The following is a 15,965-nucleotide window of genomic DNA, read 5'->3' as shown; positions in this document are numbered from 1 at the left end:
TATCCCACGCCATAGTCCCAGCGATGAAAGTAAGAGATGCATCCATCCTAGTTGCATCTCTTACTTTGTAAATTAACGATATCATAAAACCTTCTCAAACTTTGCGTAGAGCTTCCAAAAGCATATGGCATCTTCCGCAGTGAAGGAAACCTTCTTCCAATCATTTAAAACCAATTCAATATCTTTTCCCTCTACCTCATATTGTCCAAAAAACAAATTCTCCTCCTTTAAATAGAAGCCAAAATGCCTGTCCAGTGTATGCAGAATATCCACGTCTACATGTTCAAAAAATAAGATCGCATTTTCCTCAAAGGGAAACGACACCGGTCTTGGGATAAACGAATTGTTTTCAACAGCCATAAAACTGCTCTTACTATAGACGGGAAAATAAACCTGAGGTAAATTAATAAGGTCGGTTAACACATGTTGCCCCATCTGAAACGCTTCTCTTCCAATAAACGGTATTTGTGCCAAGTTTTTAGCATTCTTTGTCGCACTACCATCAACAAAGTAATCTTCAAAATTTAAGATTTCGTTTACCGTCAACTGCTTTTCCAGCAATTCAGCTACAGGTATGCTAAAATATTTTGCAATCTGTAAAATAACTTCAATACGAGGCTCGGCCCTAAACTCTTCGTATGAAGAAATATTACCTCTTGTTAATCCAAAAAGTTCCGCAAACGCCTGCTGACTTAGCCCTTTCACTTTACGAAGTTTCTTAATGTTATTCCCGATTTGACTCATTTATAATTTTTTTCAAAAAAATATTGCAAAATATTTTTGCATTCACTATCTTTATGCAAAGATAATAAGCAAATATATAAAATTATTAGCCAATGCATTTTAAAAAGGTAGAAAAATTCATTACTGATCTTGATTTCACAGTAGTATCCAAGAATGCAAAAGACGGTGTACTCCTTGTAGAAAGCGAAGCAGATAATATAAGGAATCTCATTATTGGGGTCGCACCACCTATTATTATTTTTGAACAATATCTCTTTACACTGGGCGAAGACAATCTATTTACCTTTAAAGCTTTGTTGATTAAGAACAGAGATATTGTACATGGTGCATTCGCATTGACAGAGGATGGTAAACGCGTAATATTTCGTTACACGTTACAACTACACAATCTTGATCAAAATGAATTTGAGGCAGCGATTAATTCACTTTCTCTACTTCTGAGTGAATATTATGAACAGTTAATCAAGTTTTCAAAATTATAATCGAAATAGAGACAACGATATGATGAATATTTTCAAAAGGCTTTTAAAAATCGGACAATCCGAGATTCATGCTCTAGTCGATAAGATGGAAGATCCCATTAGCATGACCGAGCAAGGCATCCGCGATCTGAAAGAAGAACTCGCCACGACAACCGAACAATATGCTAAGGCCAAAGCATTCCAGATTCGTTCGGAGAACAAAATCGCGGAGAACAAAGAAAAAACGAAACAATTGGAAGATAAAGCCAAGCATATCCTACTAAAGGCCAATGCGGGTGAGATTACACCTGAAATCGCAAATAGGTTGGCAAAAGAAGCCCTATTACAAAAAAAGGATTTTTTAGAACATACGCTTACATTGCAGAAGCAGGCAGAAGAGCACAAACTTACACTGGAAGAAGTTGCTCAAAATCTGGAAATTTTACAGTTAAACATTTCTAAATGGGAAAAAGAATTGACAACTTTAAGAGCCAAACAAAAAGTGAGTGCCGCATCGGAGTTAGCAAACAAGCAAATAGCTAATATGGACAACAATAGCACAATTGATATGTTGGAGCGACTGAAGGCAAAAGTAGCAGCAGATGCTTCCTTGGCGGATGCTTTTGGAGAAATAGCTGCCCACAACGCAGCTGATAAATTCAATCAGCTAGATGACGTAAATAAAGCAGTCTCGAAAGAACTAAACGAGTTGAAAAAGCAAATAGGATTAAAAGATGAAAACATTTGAATACAAAACGATTAAGATTGACTCCAAGTTCAGTTGGACAAAGAGCGGCTTTGAATCGGATCGAATTGATGAAGAACTAAATATAATGGGTCGAGAAGGTTGGGAACTCGTGACCGCTGAAAGCGCAATCTCAACAGGGGGCACATATGCATTCCTCTACACGTTTAAAAGAGAACGATAACAAATTAAAAGCAATACGATGGCTGAAATTCTAAACCTACTATTTAATCCACTACCGAATGCAATAATGACGGTCCTGACTGGCCTATCTTTACTGTACTGGCTTCTGACCATGTTTTTGGGCGATGGATTTGATTTTGGAGATGCTAACATTGACATCGATTTTGACGGTGCGGATATACAAGATATTGATGCACCGGATGATTTGGATGCCGAAGCTGACGCGCAGCCATCCTTTCTATCTAAAGCTATGGATTTTATAAATATTGGCAAAGCACCACTGATGGTAATCGTGACATTATTCAAATTTATCGGCTGGATGATAACGATAGCATCTTCCTTCGCGTTTAATCTATCTTCATATGGCTGGAAATCTGTCTTTATACTCCTTCCTATATTCCTATTGACCTATTTTCTAATGCACTACGTTACGGTTCCAGTAGTCAAGCTCTATAAAAATGTAGGCTATCTAGGTGAAGAAGCACTTGATTTTTTAGGGCGAACAGGTAAAATGCGGTCTACTATACAAGGAGAAAGCGTAGGTTCTGCAGAACTTGTCGTTGATAAGGATGTCATCCGGCTCAATGTAAAAAGCAGAAATGGTGAAAAGATAAATTACGGAGATGACATTATCGTGATCGACGAAACGCCGAACAAAAAATACTATTACGTAACAAAGAATATAAACTTAAACAACATTTAACCACTTAATCACATCAACCAAATGGCAAGTAACATATTATTATTCGTAGATGGCATCACTGGGGCCGTCTTAATAGGAATAGGCGCTATCATCTTTATTATCGTAGCCTTCTTCGTTGTACTGAGTATGTTCTACAAGAAAATCCCTCAAGGTAAATCAATTGTAAGAACCGGTGTAGGTGGATCAAAAGTAGCGTTTAATAAAGGGATGTATGTGATCCCTGTATTTCATAAAATGGAAATCATGGATATTTCCATTAAAAAAATCGAGATTGCCCGCATGCAAAGTGACGGCTTAATTTGTAAAGACAACATTCGTGCAGATATCAAAGTAGCCTTCTTTGTCCGCGTAAACAAATCCGTTGACGATGTTATTAATGTGGCACAAAACCTGGGCTGTGATCGCGCAAGTGAGCCCGAAACATTAAAAAACATCTTTGAAGCCAAATTTTCAGAAGCGTTGAAAACAGTTGGTAAAAAATTCGACTTCATCGAATTGTACGAAGCAAGACGTGAATTTCGTGATGAAATTCTCAATATCATTGGTACCGATTTGAACGGATATATTCTGGATGATTGTGCAATTGATTATTTGGAACAAACGGAACTTAAGTTCTTAAGTACCGAGAACATATTGGATTCAGAAGGTATCAAAAAAATCACGGAACTAACGGCTAAGCAAAACATGAATGCCAATCTTATCCGCCGCGAAGAGGAGAAGGTGATCAAAAAACAGAATGTAGAAGCGCGTGAAGCTATTTTAGAATTGGAGCGTCAGTTAGCAGAAAAAGAAGAAAAGCAACGTCGCGAAATAGATAACATTAAAGCCCGCGAAGAAGCTGAGATAACGAAGGTTCGAGAAGAAGAACGTCTTAAAGCACAAACTGTTCGGATTGCTACCGAGGAGTCATTAGCTATTCAAGAAGAAAACAAATTGCGTCAGATCATTATTGCAGAAAAAAACAAATTGCGTACGGATGCAGTAGAGACAGAACGTGTAGAAAAAGACCGGGCATTGGAGCAAACGGAACGCGAACGTATTGTAACCCTAGCCCAAATTGATAAAGAAAGATCTATTGAAACCGAGAAAAAAAGTATCCAAGGGGTTATCAAAGAACGCGTCCAACTGGAGAAGGGGGTTATCGAGGAACAACAGGGGGTTAAAGATCTGGAAGTTTTCCGCGAAGTAGAACGGATTAAACAAGCAGGTGTGATAGCAGCGTCACAGGAAGCGGAAGAAAAATTAATTGGTACAGTAAAAGCAGCAGAAGCTGCTAAGATTGCGGCAGAACAAGAGGCGGAGAAAAAAGTAATCGATGCCGATGCTTCGCTTAAAATAGCCGAGAAAAAAGCACAGGAAGTACTGATAGAAGCTGACGCAAAGAAAGAAGCATCCGTAAGAGATGCTGAAGCTCGAAAAATCACAGCCGAGGCACAGGCAAAAGAGGATGCTGCATTGGGCTTATCGGAGGCGGAAGTGATGATCGCAAAAGCAGAAGCTGCCCAGATTCAAGGTGCAGCAGAAGCAAATATCATAGAGAAAAAAGCGGATGCTATGCGGAAGGAGGGCTTGATGGAGGCGGAAATCGTTCGTGAAAAAGCATTAGCCGAAGCGAGAGGTATAGAAGAGAAAGCTGAAGCGATGAAGAAATTGGATGGTGTAGGCAGAGAGCACGAGGAGTTCAAACTACAATTACAAAAAGAACGCGACATAGAACTTGCGCATATTCATATCCAAAAAGATATTGCAGCAGCTCAATCAAGTGTATTATCGGAAGCTTTAAAATCTGCGAAGATTGACATCGTAGGTGGCGAAACCATGTTCTTCGAAAATATTGTTCGCCAGGTTTCGAATTCGAAAGGTTTCGATCACTTAATCAATAATTCACAACATGCGTTAGACATTAAAGGCTCTTTATTAGGTCCCGACGGAAAAGGTGATTTAGCTGAAAAAGTTCGCAGCTTAGCTGACAAATACGGAATTTCATCCAATGACATTAAGAACCTTACGGTTTCAGCCGCGCTGATCAAATTACAACAGGCGGCCAGAGATGCAGACGACAGTGGAGATGCCGGGTTTATCAGTTCCTTGTTTGGCCTTGCTAAAAATTTAGGCGTTTCAAATAAGAAATTGAGTTAAACTTACAATTAAACCCCTTGGGTTTATTTAATAAATAAACCCAAGAGGTCTATAAAAATATTACCAAACACATGAAAGAACATCTCATTACATTTTTATTTTTTTTATTTGCGCTAACGGTAAAAGCACAGGATAAAACCGCGCGAATAGACTCCTTATTTCAATCATTAAATACAGATGGAGAATTAAGTGGAGCCTTTATGGTAATAGATTCGGGTAAAATCGTGTATGAGGAATACTTTGGTTATGAAGATGTAAATAAGAAAAATAAAATAAACGAATTAAGCCGTTTTGAATTAGCTTCCGTTAGTAAGCAATTTACAGCTATGGCTATCATGCAATTGGAAGAAAAAGGTAAGCTTTCTTTTGAAGATGAAATAAACAACTATTTTCCTAACCTCAAATTCAAAGGTGTAAAGATTAAAAATCTACTTCGCAATACTTCTGGAATCCCTGAGTTCTTAGGATGGGACGCTAGTTGGTTTGACAAAACAAAAATCAATACGAATAAAGATGCATTACAAATTATAGAAAATAGAATTGATACTTTACTATTCACACCCGGTGACAATTACATGTATTCTAATACAAACTGGTTACTGCTAGCGCTAGTTGTTGAAAAAGTATCAGGAGCACCCTTCGCCAATTACATGGAAAAGTTTATTTTTAAGCCTGCTAAAATGAAAAATACATCTGTCTTTTCTGCTCGCACACCTCAGGCCAATTTAAATAACTATGCAACAGGATTAGCTTATGATGCAAAATCAAAGTCCTTCACATCTGTAGATGACTTTCCTTCATACAATTATGTCAAATATTTTGATGGGATGTACGGACCATATGGAATTTCGAGTACTGCTCAAGATTTACTAAAATGGAATGAAGCGTTACACCAACATACTTTAGTAAAGAAAGAGAATTTTGCCAAAGCTATCACTGTTGACAGTCTCAATGACGGTAGACCTATTCAAATGTCAGAAGGGCTTTACTATGGGTTTGGTTGGATATTTACGGATAGTCTTCTAAATGATGATAAAATGCAATTTCATACTGGTGGATACCCCGGATATCATTCTATAATTATTAGAGAAGGTAAACATCAAAGATACTTCATCGCATTGATAAATAAATCAAATACAATAAATGTCTATCCACTGACTTCTGCTATTGATAAGATTCTTCGAAATCAAGAAGTTCCTAAAATTGAAAGAGAAACATTATCAGAAGCTATTGTCTTAATGGAATTCCAAGTAAAACAATTATTAGGTATTTATGAGTACGATAAACATCCTGAACTAGAATTTGAAATAACAGCTGATGATAACGGAAACATCTCTGCTAAGTTATCAGGCCAATCTGCTATCCCCATATTTCCAAAAAGTGAATTGGAATTATTTTATACTGCTGTAAAAGCCGAACTAAAATTTTCAAAAGAGAATGATCAAGTAAACGCCGTAACCCTATATCAAAACGGACAAGAACTAAAATTTAATAAAGTTAAATAGCCTCAAATCTATAATCAATGCAAGAGAACATCGGGGTAAAAACGAAACAAGACACATTAGATACAGGATCGTACGAAATTATTCGTAAGCGTTTGTTGACGCAACGTGAAGACTTGGTATTACGCATAGGTGAACTAAACCAAGCACGCAAGGAAGTTTTCAATTCAACCAGTTTTGTATTGAAAGCAAACCAACGTATTACTACCGAAAACAACTGCGTTGCAAGAGGAATAATAGCCTTGGACAACATTTGCATTTTCGGATACAATGTGCATTTTGGATTACGAACAGAGATTAAGCTGGAGGATGTGTTTAGCATTTATGCTTTTCAGGACAACCACTTCAATCCCCTTTCTCTAGAGATAATTAATGATCCAAACTTCATAACTGATTACCAAAATCTGTATAAATATTACCGAGATTCTATATTTTCCAAATTCCGTCGAACGGAAAATTATCTTTACATGATTTTCCAAACTAGTAAAAATGCGGAAGACCGAAAAGCTTTTAAGTGGCTCATAAAAGGTGGAAAACTTATTTATCAGGACGACAGGAGTATACATGAGGTAAAACTTCCGGCACAATATGGATTTGGATGGACAAAAACGACATTAGATGACCGTCGCTTAGGTAAATATCCACACATCTCTATTCTGGACAAAGTCTTTATTGAAGCTTTACACGGCGATATTACGTTCAAAATAGAGAATAATACAGATTCGGGACAGGGTATTTATTCTGAAAAAGTAACCAATACAGATCAACAACTGGATGATGCGGATTACTATTATGCGGATTTAGGAAATCTTATAACGATTCGTATTAAGCCGTATCAGGAAGATTTCAGGGCTTATATCTTCAACCAACGCACCAAAGAGGTAGTCAACGTAAAATCATTAAACGAATCTGCCATTTTGCTCCCCGATAATCAAGGTATAATATTTTCGAATGGTTATTATTTGCAAAATGGTACGTATAAGGTTTTTGACAACAATTTACAAGATGTTACTTTCTTACGTCGAATTGCATCACCGAACGGGGAAGATTTCTTGTACGTATTTACCCAAGCTGATAGCAATACATACATCTTAATGTCCTATAATATCATCCAACAAGTGGTAGAAACACCTATCATTTGCAATGGATTTACAGTATTTCAAGATGGCTCGTTAATCTATTTCCGGACCGAAGCGGAGGCGACAAGACATCACCAAGTTCAGATCTGGGAAACACCTTACATGGCTGCGCTTCAGGAAAATATGGAGCGCAGAGATGATCCATTATACAAAGTTGGCAACAAACAAATTGTCAAAGCTATGGCCGAGGTGCAAGAGGTCATACAATTGACCAATAAAGAGGATAGTTACGAAGGCCTTTACGAAGATATTTTACGTAAAACCAATGCTATATTGGATAGCTATTTTTGGATAAATGATACTTCATTAAAAAGCCTAGGTGAACCCTTACTACAAATTTCAGAAGTTGCCAACACGGCTATAGACGAATTTGTAAAAGTGCAAGCCTTACGCAAACATGCGCTTGAAATCGTAGAGAATACAAACAAAAAGTTAGAAACTCTACTCTTCTCCATCAACAGCACAACTGTAGAAAAATTGGATCAATTGGTACATCAGTTGGCTGATGGACGAAAATTGCAAGGGGAAATCATCGATCTAAAAAACGTTAAATATACTAACGAAACTCGTATTGCAGCACTCACCGAAAAGATTGAGAAGATCTCGGTAGAACTTTCGGAGAAAACCATTGTTTTCTTGCTCAAAGATGAGGCGCTCCTACCCTACGAACAACGCGTCATAAAACAGAAGAAAAAAGTCGAAGAGATAACCAAAGCTTTCGATGCGAAGGAGGTCGAAGAAAATAATACCGATATTTCAGCTGAGCTGGAGCTCCTGATCGATATTTTAAACAGCTTAAAAATCGATGACGCCACACAGACCACCAAAATAATTGAGAAAATATCATTGATTTTCTCTTCATTAAATGAGGTACGCGCACAACTAACCCGAAAATTAAACAGTTTAAAAAGTAAAGAAGCAGTGGCAGAATTCTCTGCACAATTGACGCTGCTGGAACAATCTGTCACCAACTATCTCGAGCTATCCACCTCCGTCGAAAAAGTAGATGAGTACTACACCAAAGTCGTAGTTCAACTAGAAGAGCTGGAGAGTAAATTCTCAGAATTTGACGATTTTGCGTTAAAAGTTGCAGACAAACGGGATGAGGTCATTAAAGCCTTCAATTCGCGGCGCGAACAAATCGTTGAACAAAAAAACAAACGTACATCTTCTTTAGAGCAAATCGGACTACGTGTACTAAAAAACATCGAGAACAAGTCAAAAACATTAGCATCACGCGAAGAAATACTAAGCTTTTACGCATCGGATTTAATGATTGACAAAGTCCGCCAGCTGGTGGCCGAACTCAAAACATTGGATGATGTCTCGAAAGCGGAAAATTTAGAAAACCAGCTAAAAAAATCTCAAGAAGATGCCTTACGTGTCTTACGCGACAAAACAGAATTATACGTTGACGGAGAAAACATCATTGCTTTAGGAAAACACAAATTTGCGGTCAACAACCAATCCTTAAGTTTAACCCTACTGCGCCGTAATGATGAATTGTACTACCACCTAACTGGTACAAGCTTTTACCAAAAAGTCGCAGACAGCAAGATCACAGGATACAAAGATATTTGGGAGCAAGAGCTGGTTTCCGAAAATGCAGAAATTTATCGTGCTGAATACTTAGCCTATAAGACCTTTCTAGCCTCGCAAAAACAAAAAGATTTTGACGCAGAACAATTTATTACGCAAAATGTAGAACAGAATTATAGTGAAAGTTATGTAAAAGGTGTCCACAATTCTGATGCCCTCCAAATTTATAAAAGCCTTAAGCAATTAGACGAAAAATTAGACTTATTGCGCTACGATGCCCATTTACGCGCAATCGCACAACTATTTTGGCATTCCCTTCCAGAAGATCAGCGTAAACGATTACATGCATTGATACACTCTTCGCATTCGGTTCTGAAGGCATTCCCTCGTTCGAAACGCTACCAATCAGTAATCGACCAAATCGTCAGCCAGTTTAATACTTGGGAAACCGCGCTCGACTTAAACGTAATACAGGCTGAAACTGTTGCTACATATCTTTTTCAGACCTTTACCAAGTACGGCAGATTGGTCTTCAGCGAAAGTGCGGATCAGTTGAAACAAAATTTTCTCCGTTTATTGGAAAATAAAAAATCATTAAAAGATTTTCAATCCGATTTAGAAAACGAACAATATGCACTAGAAGATCGATTCTACTTAATATTAAACTGGCTAGATTCTTTTATCGACGAAAATGAAAAGTCCGAAATATATCGTAAGTATATTGAAGAGACCGCAACCGCATTATTATTTCCAAAAGATGACTATGAACTAATATTTGGCAAAGATGAAACGGATATAGAAGGGCTAAAAGGCAACCATTCACTATTGGATAACGGACATTTACACATTAATTACCACAATTTTATTCAGCGATTAGCAGACTTCACTAACAAAAAGGTACCTCGTTTTGAAGACTTTCTGGCGGTGAAGGAACAATTGAGCAAGGGATACGAAAAAGAACTTAAAATACATGAATTCGAACCAAAGGTCTTAACCTCATTTGTTCGCAATAAGTTGATTAACGAAGTATATTTCCCGTTAATCGGAAACAATTTAGCCAAACAATTAGGAGCAGCGGGCGATAATAAAAGAACCGCCCGAATGGGCATGTTACTATTGATATCCCCTCCGGGATATGGTAAAACGACATTAATGGAATACCTCGCAAAAACCATGGGCTTACATTTTGTCAAAATCAACGGACCAACAATCGGGCATTCGATTACCTCAATAGATCCAATTGAAGCCAAAACTTCTGGTGAGCGAGAGGAGCTGAAAAAAATAAATTTGTCATTTGAAATGGCGGATAATGTAATGCTATACCTCGATGACATTCAACATCTCAATACGGAGTTCTTACAGAAATTCATTTCCTTGGCTGATGGTCAACGCAAAATGGACGGTATTTTTGAAGGAGAAAGCAAAACCTATGATTTACGTGGGAAGCGCTTTTGCATTGTCATGGCCGGTAATCCGTACACTGAAAGTGGTTCTAAATTTCAAATACCAGATATGTTGGCAAATCGCGCCGATGTATATAACCTAGGAGATGTAATTGGAGATACAGAACACCTGTTTAACCTCAGCTTAATCGAAAATGCAGCAATAGAAAATCCATATTTGGAAAAAATTGCCAGCAAATCATTTAAAGATTTCTACGCATTGATTGAAGTCGTGCAGTCTGGGACGGAACAATTACCGGACCTAGAAGGAAATTATCTCAAGCAAGAAGTTGACGATTTTATGACTGTACTAAAACACATCCTAACCATTCGAAATGTGGTCGTCAACGTCAACAAAAATTACATCCAAAGTGCGGCTATGCAAGATGCCTACCGTACAGAACCATCTTTCAAAATGCAGGGTTCTTACCGAAATATGAGTAAGCTTGTCGCTTCGGTCGTTCCAATGATGAATAATAAAGAAATTGACGACCTCATTTTGGCTCACTACGAAAGTGAGTCCCAAACATTGACGGCGGACACAGAAAGTAATTTACTTAAATTAAAAGAATTAGCCGGATTAATTACGGACGAAGAACAGAAACGTTGGGAACAAATAAAAGAAATATTTCGAAAAAACAACAAGCATGGTGGGTTAGGAAAGGACGACAAGATGTTTGCTCAGCTACTGGAATTTAATGACAATCTAGAAGGCATCATTCATGCCATAAGGGGAAAAGAATAAAAATATGATACGTCATCGAAAAAGACCCTAACTATAGTTTCCGATTCGATGACGTATTATACTTGATCTAAAAATCTTCCTCCTTACTATCCCCCCAATTTTCATTTTTGGTAACTGTAAAGCCAATCGCCTGTGGTAAATCCTTTAAAAGTTCACCCCGAAAAACCAGTTGCATATTATTCTTTAATGTGCTTTGTACCGAAAACGTGCGAAGTATATTGTTATGCTCATCAAACACTTCTAATTGATAAGAAAGAGGATTAAGTTCGTTTAAAAGTCCAAGAAACTGATGAAACACAATTTGTTTGTTGGCGGAAAGATCATCAATGCTGAGCTCAATATCGCTTTGGTCCAATACCGGATTGCTGAGATCCGATACGAAAGGTGCGTAAAAGAAAGGTTCATGCTCCTGACTAACCCGGATATGTTTTACTTTTGATAGGTCTACTGCATCTGTGAATTCAAATTTGATCTGACTATACCACCTAATAAGTTCCACATTCAATTGCGCGTCCGCGTTAACCTCGAGTTCAGTACTATAGCCGAAGATTTCAGCTGCATGATTGGAAAACCGATTACTCACATAGAAGCTTTTCCATAAGGGATCCGTAGGCATCAATAGATCCTGCTTCGAAGCATTCGACACAAAAGACACATAGTATTTGCCTAAAGGCAATTGCACTTGGATATCGGTGTTGTCTTCGTAATCCACTTCTCCGCTATACACGATATCATTTTTGTCCTGATGAAAAATATTGTAGTGCAGCTTCTTGAGCGTATGCCCAGAGATAGATTCTGCTGTACCTTTTAGGTATACGTTATCGATCCGAAAGGTCCCGCCTGTATTCCCATACTCACCTGCGCTACCCCGCTCTCCGGCTTTGAAAACAAATTTTAACAACAAAGAAGAACTGTTAATATTCTTATCCCGAAGATCATAGACAAATGAGTTTTTTGCATTATTTGAAAAGGAACCAAACTGACTAATCAGCGCTAATGGCTCATAACTAGCTCCTTGATCTAAACTGTAGTACAATTCAAAATCCTTAGGCCCTATATCAGTGCTGCCGATATCCAATCCGAAGCTCGTAACAGAGGAGGCCAGCTGTATCGGCATCTTGATAAACAGTTCACGTCCTCCCGTTATACTTAGTGCTTTACCGGCGGCGTAATTCTCGTTTTGATACGTTGATACGGGAAAATTGTCCGGAACACTACCGTTATTATAGGTGATACTTGTACCAGCGCCTAAATTAACATCCGGATTCAGGTTTTCACTATTAAATGACCAGAAATACAGATAGCCCTCGGTATCAGTAGATGTACCCGATGGAGTATTAGAAGCTAATTTTTTAAGCCGGCCAGTACCGCTCTTAATCGGATTGCGTGTAGCAGCAAACCCGTCAATGGTAAAACTAACGGTGTAAAGATCTTCAGCCAGTTCATCTAAAGGCGCTTCATCATTACAGGAAACGGCTAAAAAAGCAATGAAAATAAGGGAAAGTCTATACAACATAAGTAACTGACTTTTCATAACAATTACGGTTTTTTTTGGTGAATTAAATACCCGTCGTATCTAATTCAGTTAAACAATTAGTTATTTAAACGCTAAAATAAAAAATAAGCAGTTCATTACCAAATATTTACTCAAATAATTCTATTTTTTCTGAGCAACCACGAACGAACAATCGGCCGAAAAACATTTATCATAGCGATATATAGTAAGTTGTTTTAACGATAAAAGGCCTTAAAAGAAACAACTTTAGAACAAACTATGAAAGAATATTGGATGCATCCAACCCGCTAAATTAAGCATCCGTAGATTAATTAAATTAATTTTTGACTTAAATTATTAACCCGAAAAAGTCTAAAAAAACACTTTCAAATCTCTACGAAGTCGTTTTTTAAAACGCTTCGTGAACTTTGTCAACTTGTCCACAGGTTTTGGAAAGTTTACGAAGCGTTTTTTTATTTTAACACAGTCGTTTTAGGCTTTTTTTAGGGCAAAAAAAAGTCTGCACCCAATAGATGCAGACTTCGGCCTGTAATTCAAAAAGGCGAACTACTCGGTTTTCTTAAAAGTTAAACCCTCCAGGAGCGACTTTAGCTGCTTGCCCGGGTGGAAAATCAAACGTGTACGAACGATGTTCGTAGCGCTGACCTCTTCCCTTGTATCGGTGCCGGTGCTGTTCGACCCCAGACGAAAGGAACCCAGATTGCCCAGACGGACAATGTATCCCCGCGAGATGTTGCGCGGGATCTCCCTTAGCAGACTCTGTAGCACAGCATATACATCGGCTTCGTTTATAGACGAAGCATGTGAAATATCAGAAGCTAAATCTTCCAATACGATTTCTCCGGCACTTACCGGACGTGCGTAGAACTTTTTGGGAGCCGTAGGATCTCCCGGTTTGCCGATTTCGGCGACATTGTACTTAATTGCCATAATTGAAAAAATTTAAATTAAACTAAACATTTACGAACTCTTGTTGCAACGATACAAACATAGCACACGGGCTTGACGCCGAGGGGGTAAAATCCCGCCAAAATTCGCAAAGTCCAAAAAACTTTTTGGCGGAATTTTACCCCTTTAAACGGAAATTAATAACACATCCGTTGTGCATTACAAAGCAAATAGAAAAACAATTCTTAACTTTGCACATCATGAATAAAGATCAGTCTAAAATAATTCGAGAACAGGTACCTCGTTCGGCTACACGTGAGCATTCTGCTCCGCTATATCTTACCTCAAGTTTTATATTTGATAGTGCGGAACAAGGTCGTGCTGTTTTTGCTGAAGAAGAAGAGGGCATGGTGTATTCGCGCTATGCAAATCCGAATACAAGTGAATTTATCAATAAAGTGTGTACGTTGGAGAACGCAGAGGCAGGGTTAGCATTTTCGTCAGGGATGGCTGCTGTATTCGCATCTTTCGCAGCTTTTGTTGAAAACGGAGACCATATCATCTCTTCCCGTGCCATCTTCGGTTCTACCCATCAGCTATTTACGCAATTATTTCCTAAATGGGGAGTTACTACGAGCTATGTAGACGCAGCTAACCCCGATGAATGGGAAAAAGCAATTCAACCAAATACAAAAATTATTTTTTTAGAATCTCCGTCGAATCCCGGACTTGAATTGGTTGATTTGGAATGGTTGGGTAAGTTTAAAGAAAAGTATCCGGAGATCATCCTTTCTATCGATAATTGTTTCGCTACTCCTTATTTGCAAAAACCTTTGGACTATGGATTTGATTTATCGATACACTCCGCCACCAAATATATGGACGGTCAGGGCCGTGTATTGGGAGGGGTTGTAGTTGGTAAAGAAGAACTAATAAAAAAAATGATGTTTTTCATCCGGCATACGGGACCTGCGATGTCTCCCTTCAATGCATGGATTATCTCGAAAAGTTTGGACACCCTAGCGCTTCGCATGGATAGGCATTGTTCGAATGCACTGGCATTAGCCGAAACGCTGGAAGACCATCCGGAAATTAAAGACGTAAAATATCCATTTCTGCCTTCACATCCCCAATATGCCCTGGCAAAAAAGCAAATGAAAGCGGGCGGGGGTATCGTTACATTTGAAGTAAAAGGTGGAAAAGAAAGGGCCTTTCGGTTTTTGGATGAATTAAATATGATATTATACACTTCCAACTTGGGAGATTCCCGATCAATCGCAACGCACCCAGCGACTACTACCCATGCAAAGTTGACTGAAGAAGAGCGTAATCACTTGGGGATAAAACCAGGGACTGTTCGCTTATCCGTAGGTCTGGAAGATAAAGAAGATATAATAGGCGACATTCTACAAGCCTTAGAAAAGACGAATTAAAAAAAGACCTGAGAAAATCAGGTCTTTTTTTAATTGCACCATAATGCAAGTTACCTATCAACTTTTGTGAAGTTGAAGACCAAGTTGCCTTGTTGACCGTTATCTAACGGAATTGGCATCTTCATCACTAAAGTTTCTCCATCAGCAAAAGACAGATTCATACGATAGCCTGTGGTCACATTTGCGGCTTTATCACCCGCATAAATTTTCTTAAATTGAAATTGCGGTTCCTCCGTAGTTGATCCGCCGTAGATAGACCATACGATTGTCCGTACTGCTCCGTTTGCACACAATGTACCATCCGCATTAAAGGTGATACTTCCTCTATAATTGCCGCCGGGTAGATTCCAAATACTTCCGATAAAACAATCTACCGGTGCTTCATCAAAAATATTTTTGATCGTATAAGCTGCCGGGACATCTTCCCTTGTCACTGTATTCAACACCCAGTTGCCCTTTACTCCCGATCTCCATTGCGAAGCAGAAGGACCTGAAGCAGAAGTCGACGTAGCAGAAGAGGAACCTGAAGTCCCTTTTTTCGGAGCACCACACGATGCCAATAATAATACCACTGTAAAAAGTGAGACTACAGAAAGAATATGTTTACGCATAAGACAAAGTTATTAAAAATCTATTGATGTATATCCAAACTTAGATATATTTGTTTTTATATCATTTGTTATCAATTCTCATGACATCCAAAAATCATACCATAAGCAAAATTATTGCTAAAGCCTGTTTACGAGTCCTGGTTCTCTTACTCGCGTTCTCCTTATATTTCTTTTT

General features: G+C 38.3%; 12 protein-coding genes. 8 read left to right on the top strand and 4 right to left on the bottom strand.

Annotated features, from left to right (window positions below):
• Positions 1-81: 81 nt before the first annotated feature.
• Positions 82-744, bottom strand: a complete 663-nt coding sequence (locus tag C4F40_RS01420; protein ID WP_196937588.1) for a helix-turn-helix domain-containing protein — start codon at positions 742-744, stop codon at positions 82-84.
• 92 nt (positions 745-836) lie between these two features.
• Here C4F40_RS01420 and C4F40_RS01415 point away from each other — a divergent pair, with 92 nt between their 5' ends.
• From C4F40_RS01415 to C4F40_RS01385, 7 genes are all read left to right on the top strand, one after another.
• Positions 837-1,226, top strand: a complete 390-nt coding sequence (locus C4F40_RS01415; RefSeq protein WP_196937587.1) for a type III secretion system chaperone family protein — start codon at positions 837-839, stop codon at positions 1,224-1,226.
• 19 nt (positions 1,227-1,245) lie between these two features.
• Positions 1,246-1,953, top strand: coding sequence for a PspA/IM30 family protein (locus C4F40_RS01410; protein WP_231389883.1), 708 nt, complete (start codon positions 1,246-1,248; stop codon positions 1,951-1,953).
• Positions 1,940-2,134: a DUF4177 domain-containing protein gene (locus C4F40_RS01405; RefSeq protein ID WP_196937586.1), complete on the top strand. Its 195-nt coding sequence runs from the start codon at positions 1,940-1,942 to the stop codon at positions 2,132-2,134. The genes C4F40_RS01410 and C4F40_RS01405 overlap by 14 nt, the downstream gene beginning before the upstream one ends.
• A gap of 18 nt (positions 2,135-2,152) precedes the next feature.
• The gene (locus C4F40_RS01400; protein WP_196937585.1) at positions 2,153-2,836 is read left to right on the top strand and encodes a hypothetical protein; all 684 of its coding nucleotides are present in this window, start codon (positions 2,153-2,155) and stop codon (positions 2,834-2,836) included.
• Positions 2,837-2,857: 21 nt separating this feature from the next.
• Positions 2,858-4,975: an SPFH domain-containing protein gene (locus C4F40_RS01395; RefSeq protein ID WP_196937584.1), complete on the top strand. Its 2,118-nt coding sequence runs from the start codon at positions 2,858-2,860 to the stop codon at positions 4,973-4,975.
• Between the two features lie 71 nt (positions 4,976-5,046).
• Positions 5,047-6,480, top strand: coding sequence for a serine hydrolase domain-containing protein (locus C4F40_RS01390; protein WP_196937583.1), 1,434 nt, complete (start codon positions 5,047-5,049; stop codon positions 6,478-6,480).
• 17 nt (positions 6,481-6,497) lie between these two features.
• The gene (locus tag C4F40_RS01385) at positions 6,498-11,342 is read left to right on the top strand and encodes a DNA repair ATPase (RefSeq protein ID WP_196937582.1); all 4,845 of its coding nucleotides are present in this window, start codon (positions 6,498-6,500) and stop codon (positions 11,340-11,342) included.
• Between the two features lie 67 nt (positions 11,343-11,409).
• Here the strand turns inward: C4F40_RS01385 and C4F40_RS01380 are convergent, their stop codons facing one another.
• The gene (locus C4F40_RS01380) at positions 11,410-12,876 is read right to left on the bottom strand and encodes a hypothetical protein (protein ID WP_196937581.1); all 1,467 of its coding nucleotides are present in this window, start codon (positions 12,874-12,876) and stop codon (positions 11,410-11,412) included.
• A 528-nt stretch (positions 12,877-13,404) separates the two neighbouring features.
• Complete coding sequence (locus C4F40_RS01375) at positions 13,405-13,788, bottom strand: HU family DNA-binding protein (protein WP_196937580.1); 384 nt, start codon at positions 13,786-13,788, stop codon at positions 13,405-13,407.
• A 218-nt stretch (positions 13,789-14,006) separates the two neighbouring features.
• Here C4F40_RS01375 and C4F40_RS01370 point away from each other — a divergent pair, with 218 nt between their 5' ends.
• The gene (locus tag C4F40_RS01370) at positions 14,007-15,179 is read left to right on the top strand and encodes a trans-sulfuration enzyme family protein (protein WP_196937579.1); all 1,173 of its coding nucleotides are present in this window, start codon (positions 14,007-14,009) and stop codon (positions 15,177-15,179) included.
• A gap of 50 nt (positions 15,180-15,229) precedes the next feature.
• Here C4F40_RS01370 and C4F40_RS01365 read toward each other — a convergent pair whose 3' ends face one another.
• Complete coding sequence (locus C4F40_RS01365; RefSeq protein WP_196937578.1) at positions 15,230-15,790, bottom strand: hypothetical protein; 561 nt, start codon at positions 15,788-15,790, stop codon at positions 15,230-15,232.
• Between the last annotated feature and the right edge of the window lie 175 nt (positions 15,791-15,965).

Source organism: Sphingobacterium pedocola (assembly GCF_015209965.1).
In the GTDB taxonomy this organism is placed as follows: domain Bacteria; phylum Bacteroidota; class Bacteroidia; order Sphingobacteriales; family Sphingobacteriaceae; genus Sphingobacterium; species Sphingobacterium pedocola.
This window is presented reverse-complemented; position numbering and strand designations above follow the sequence as displayed.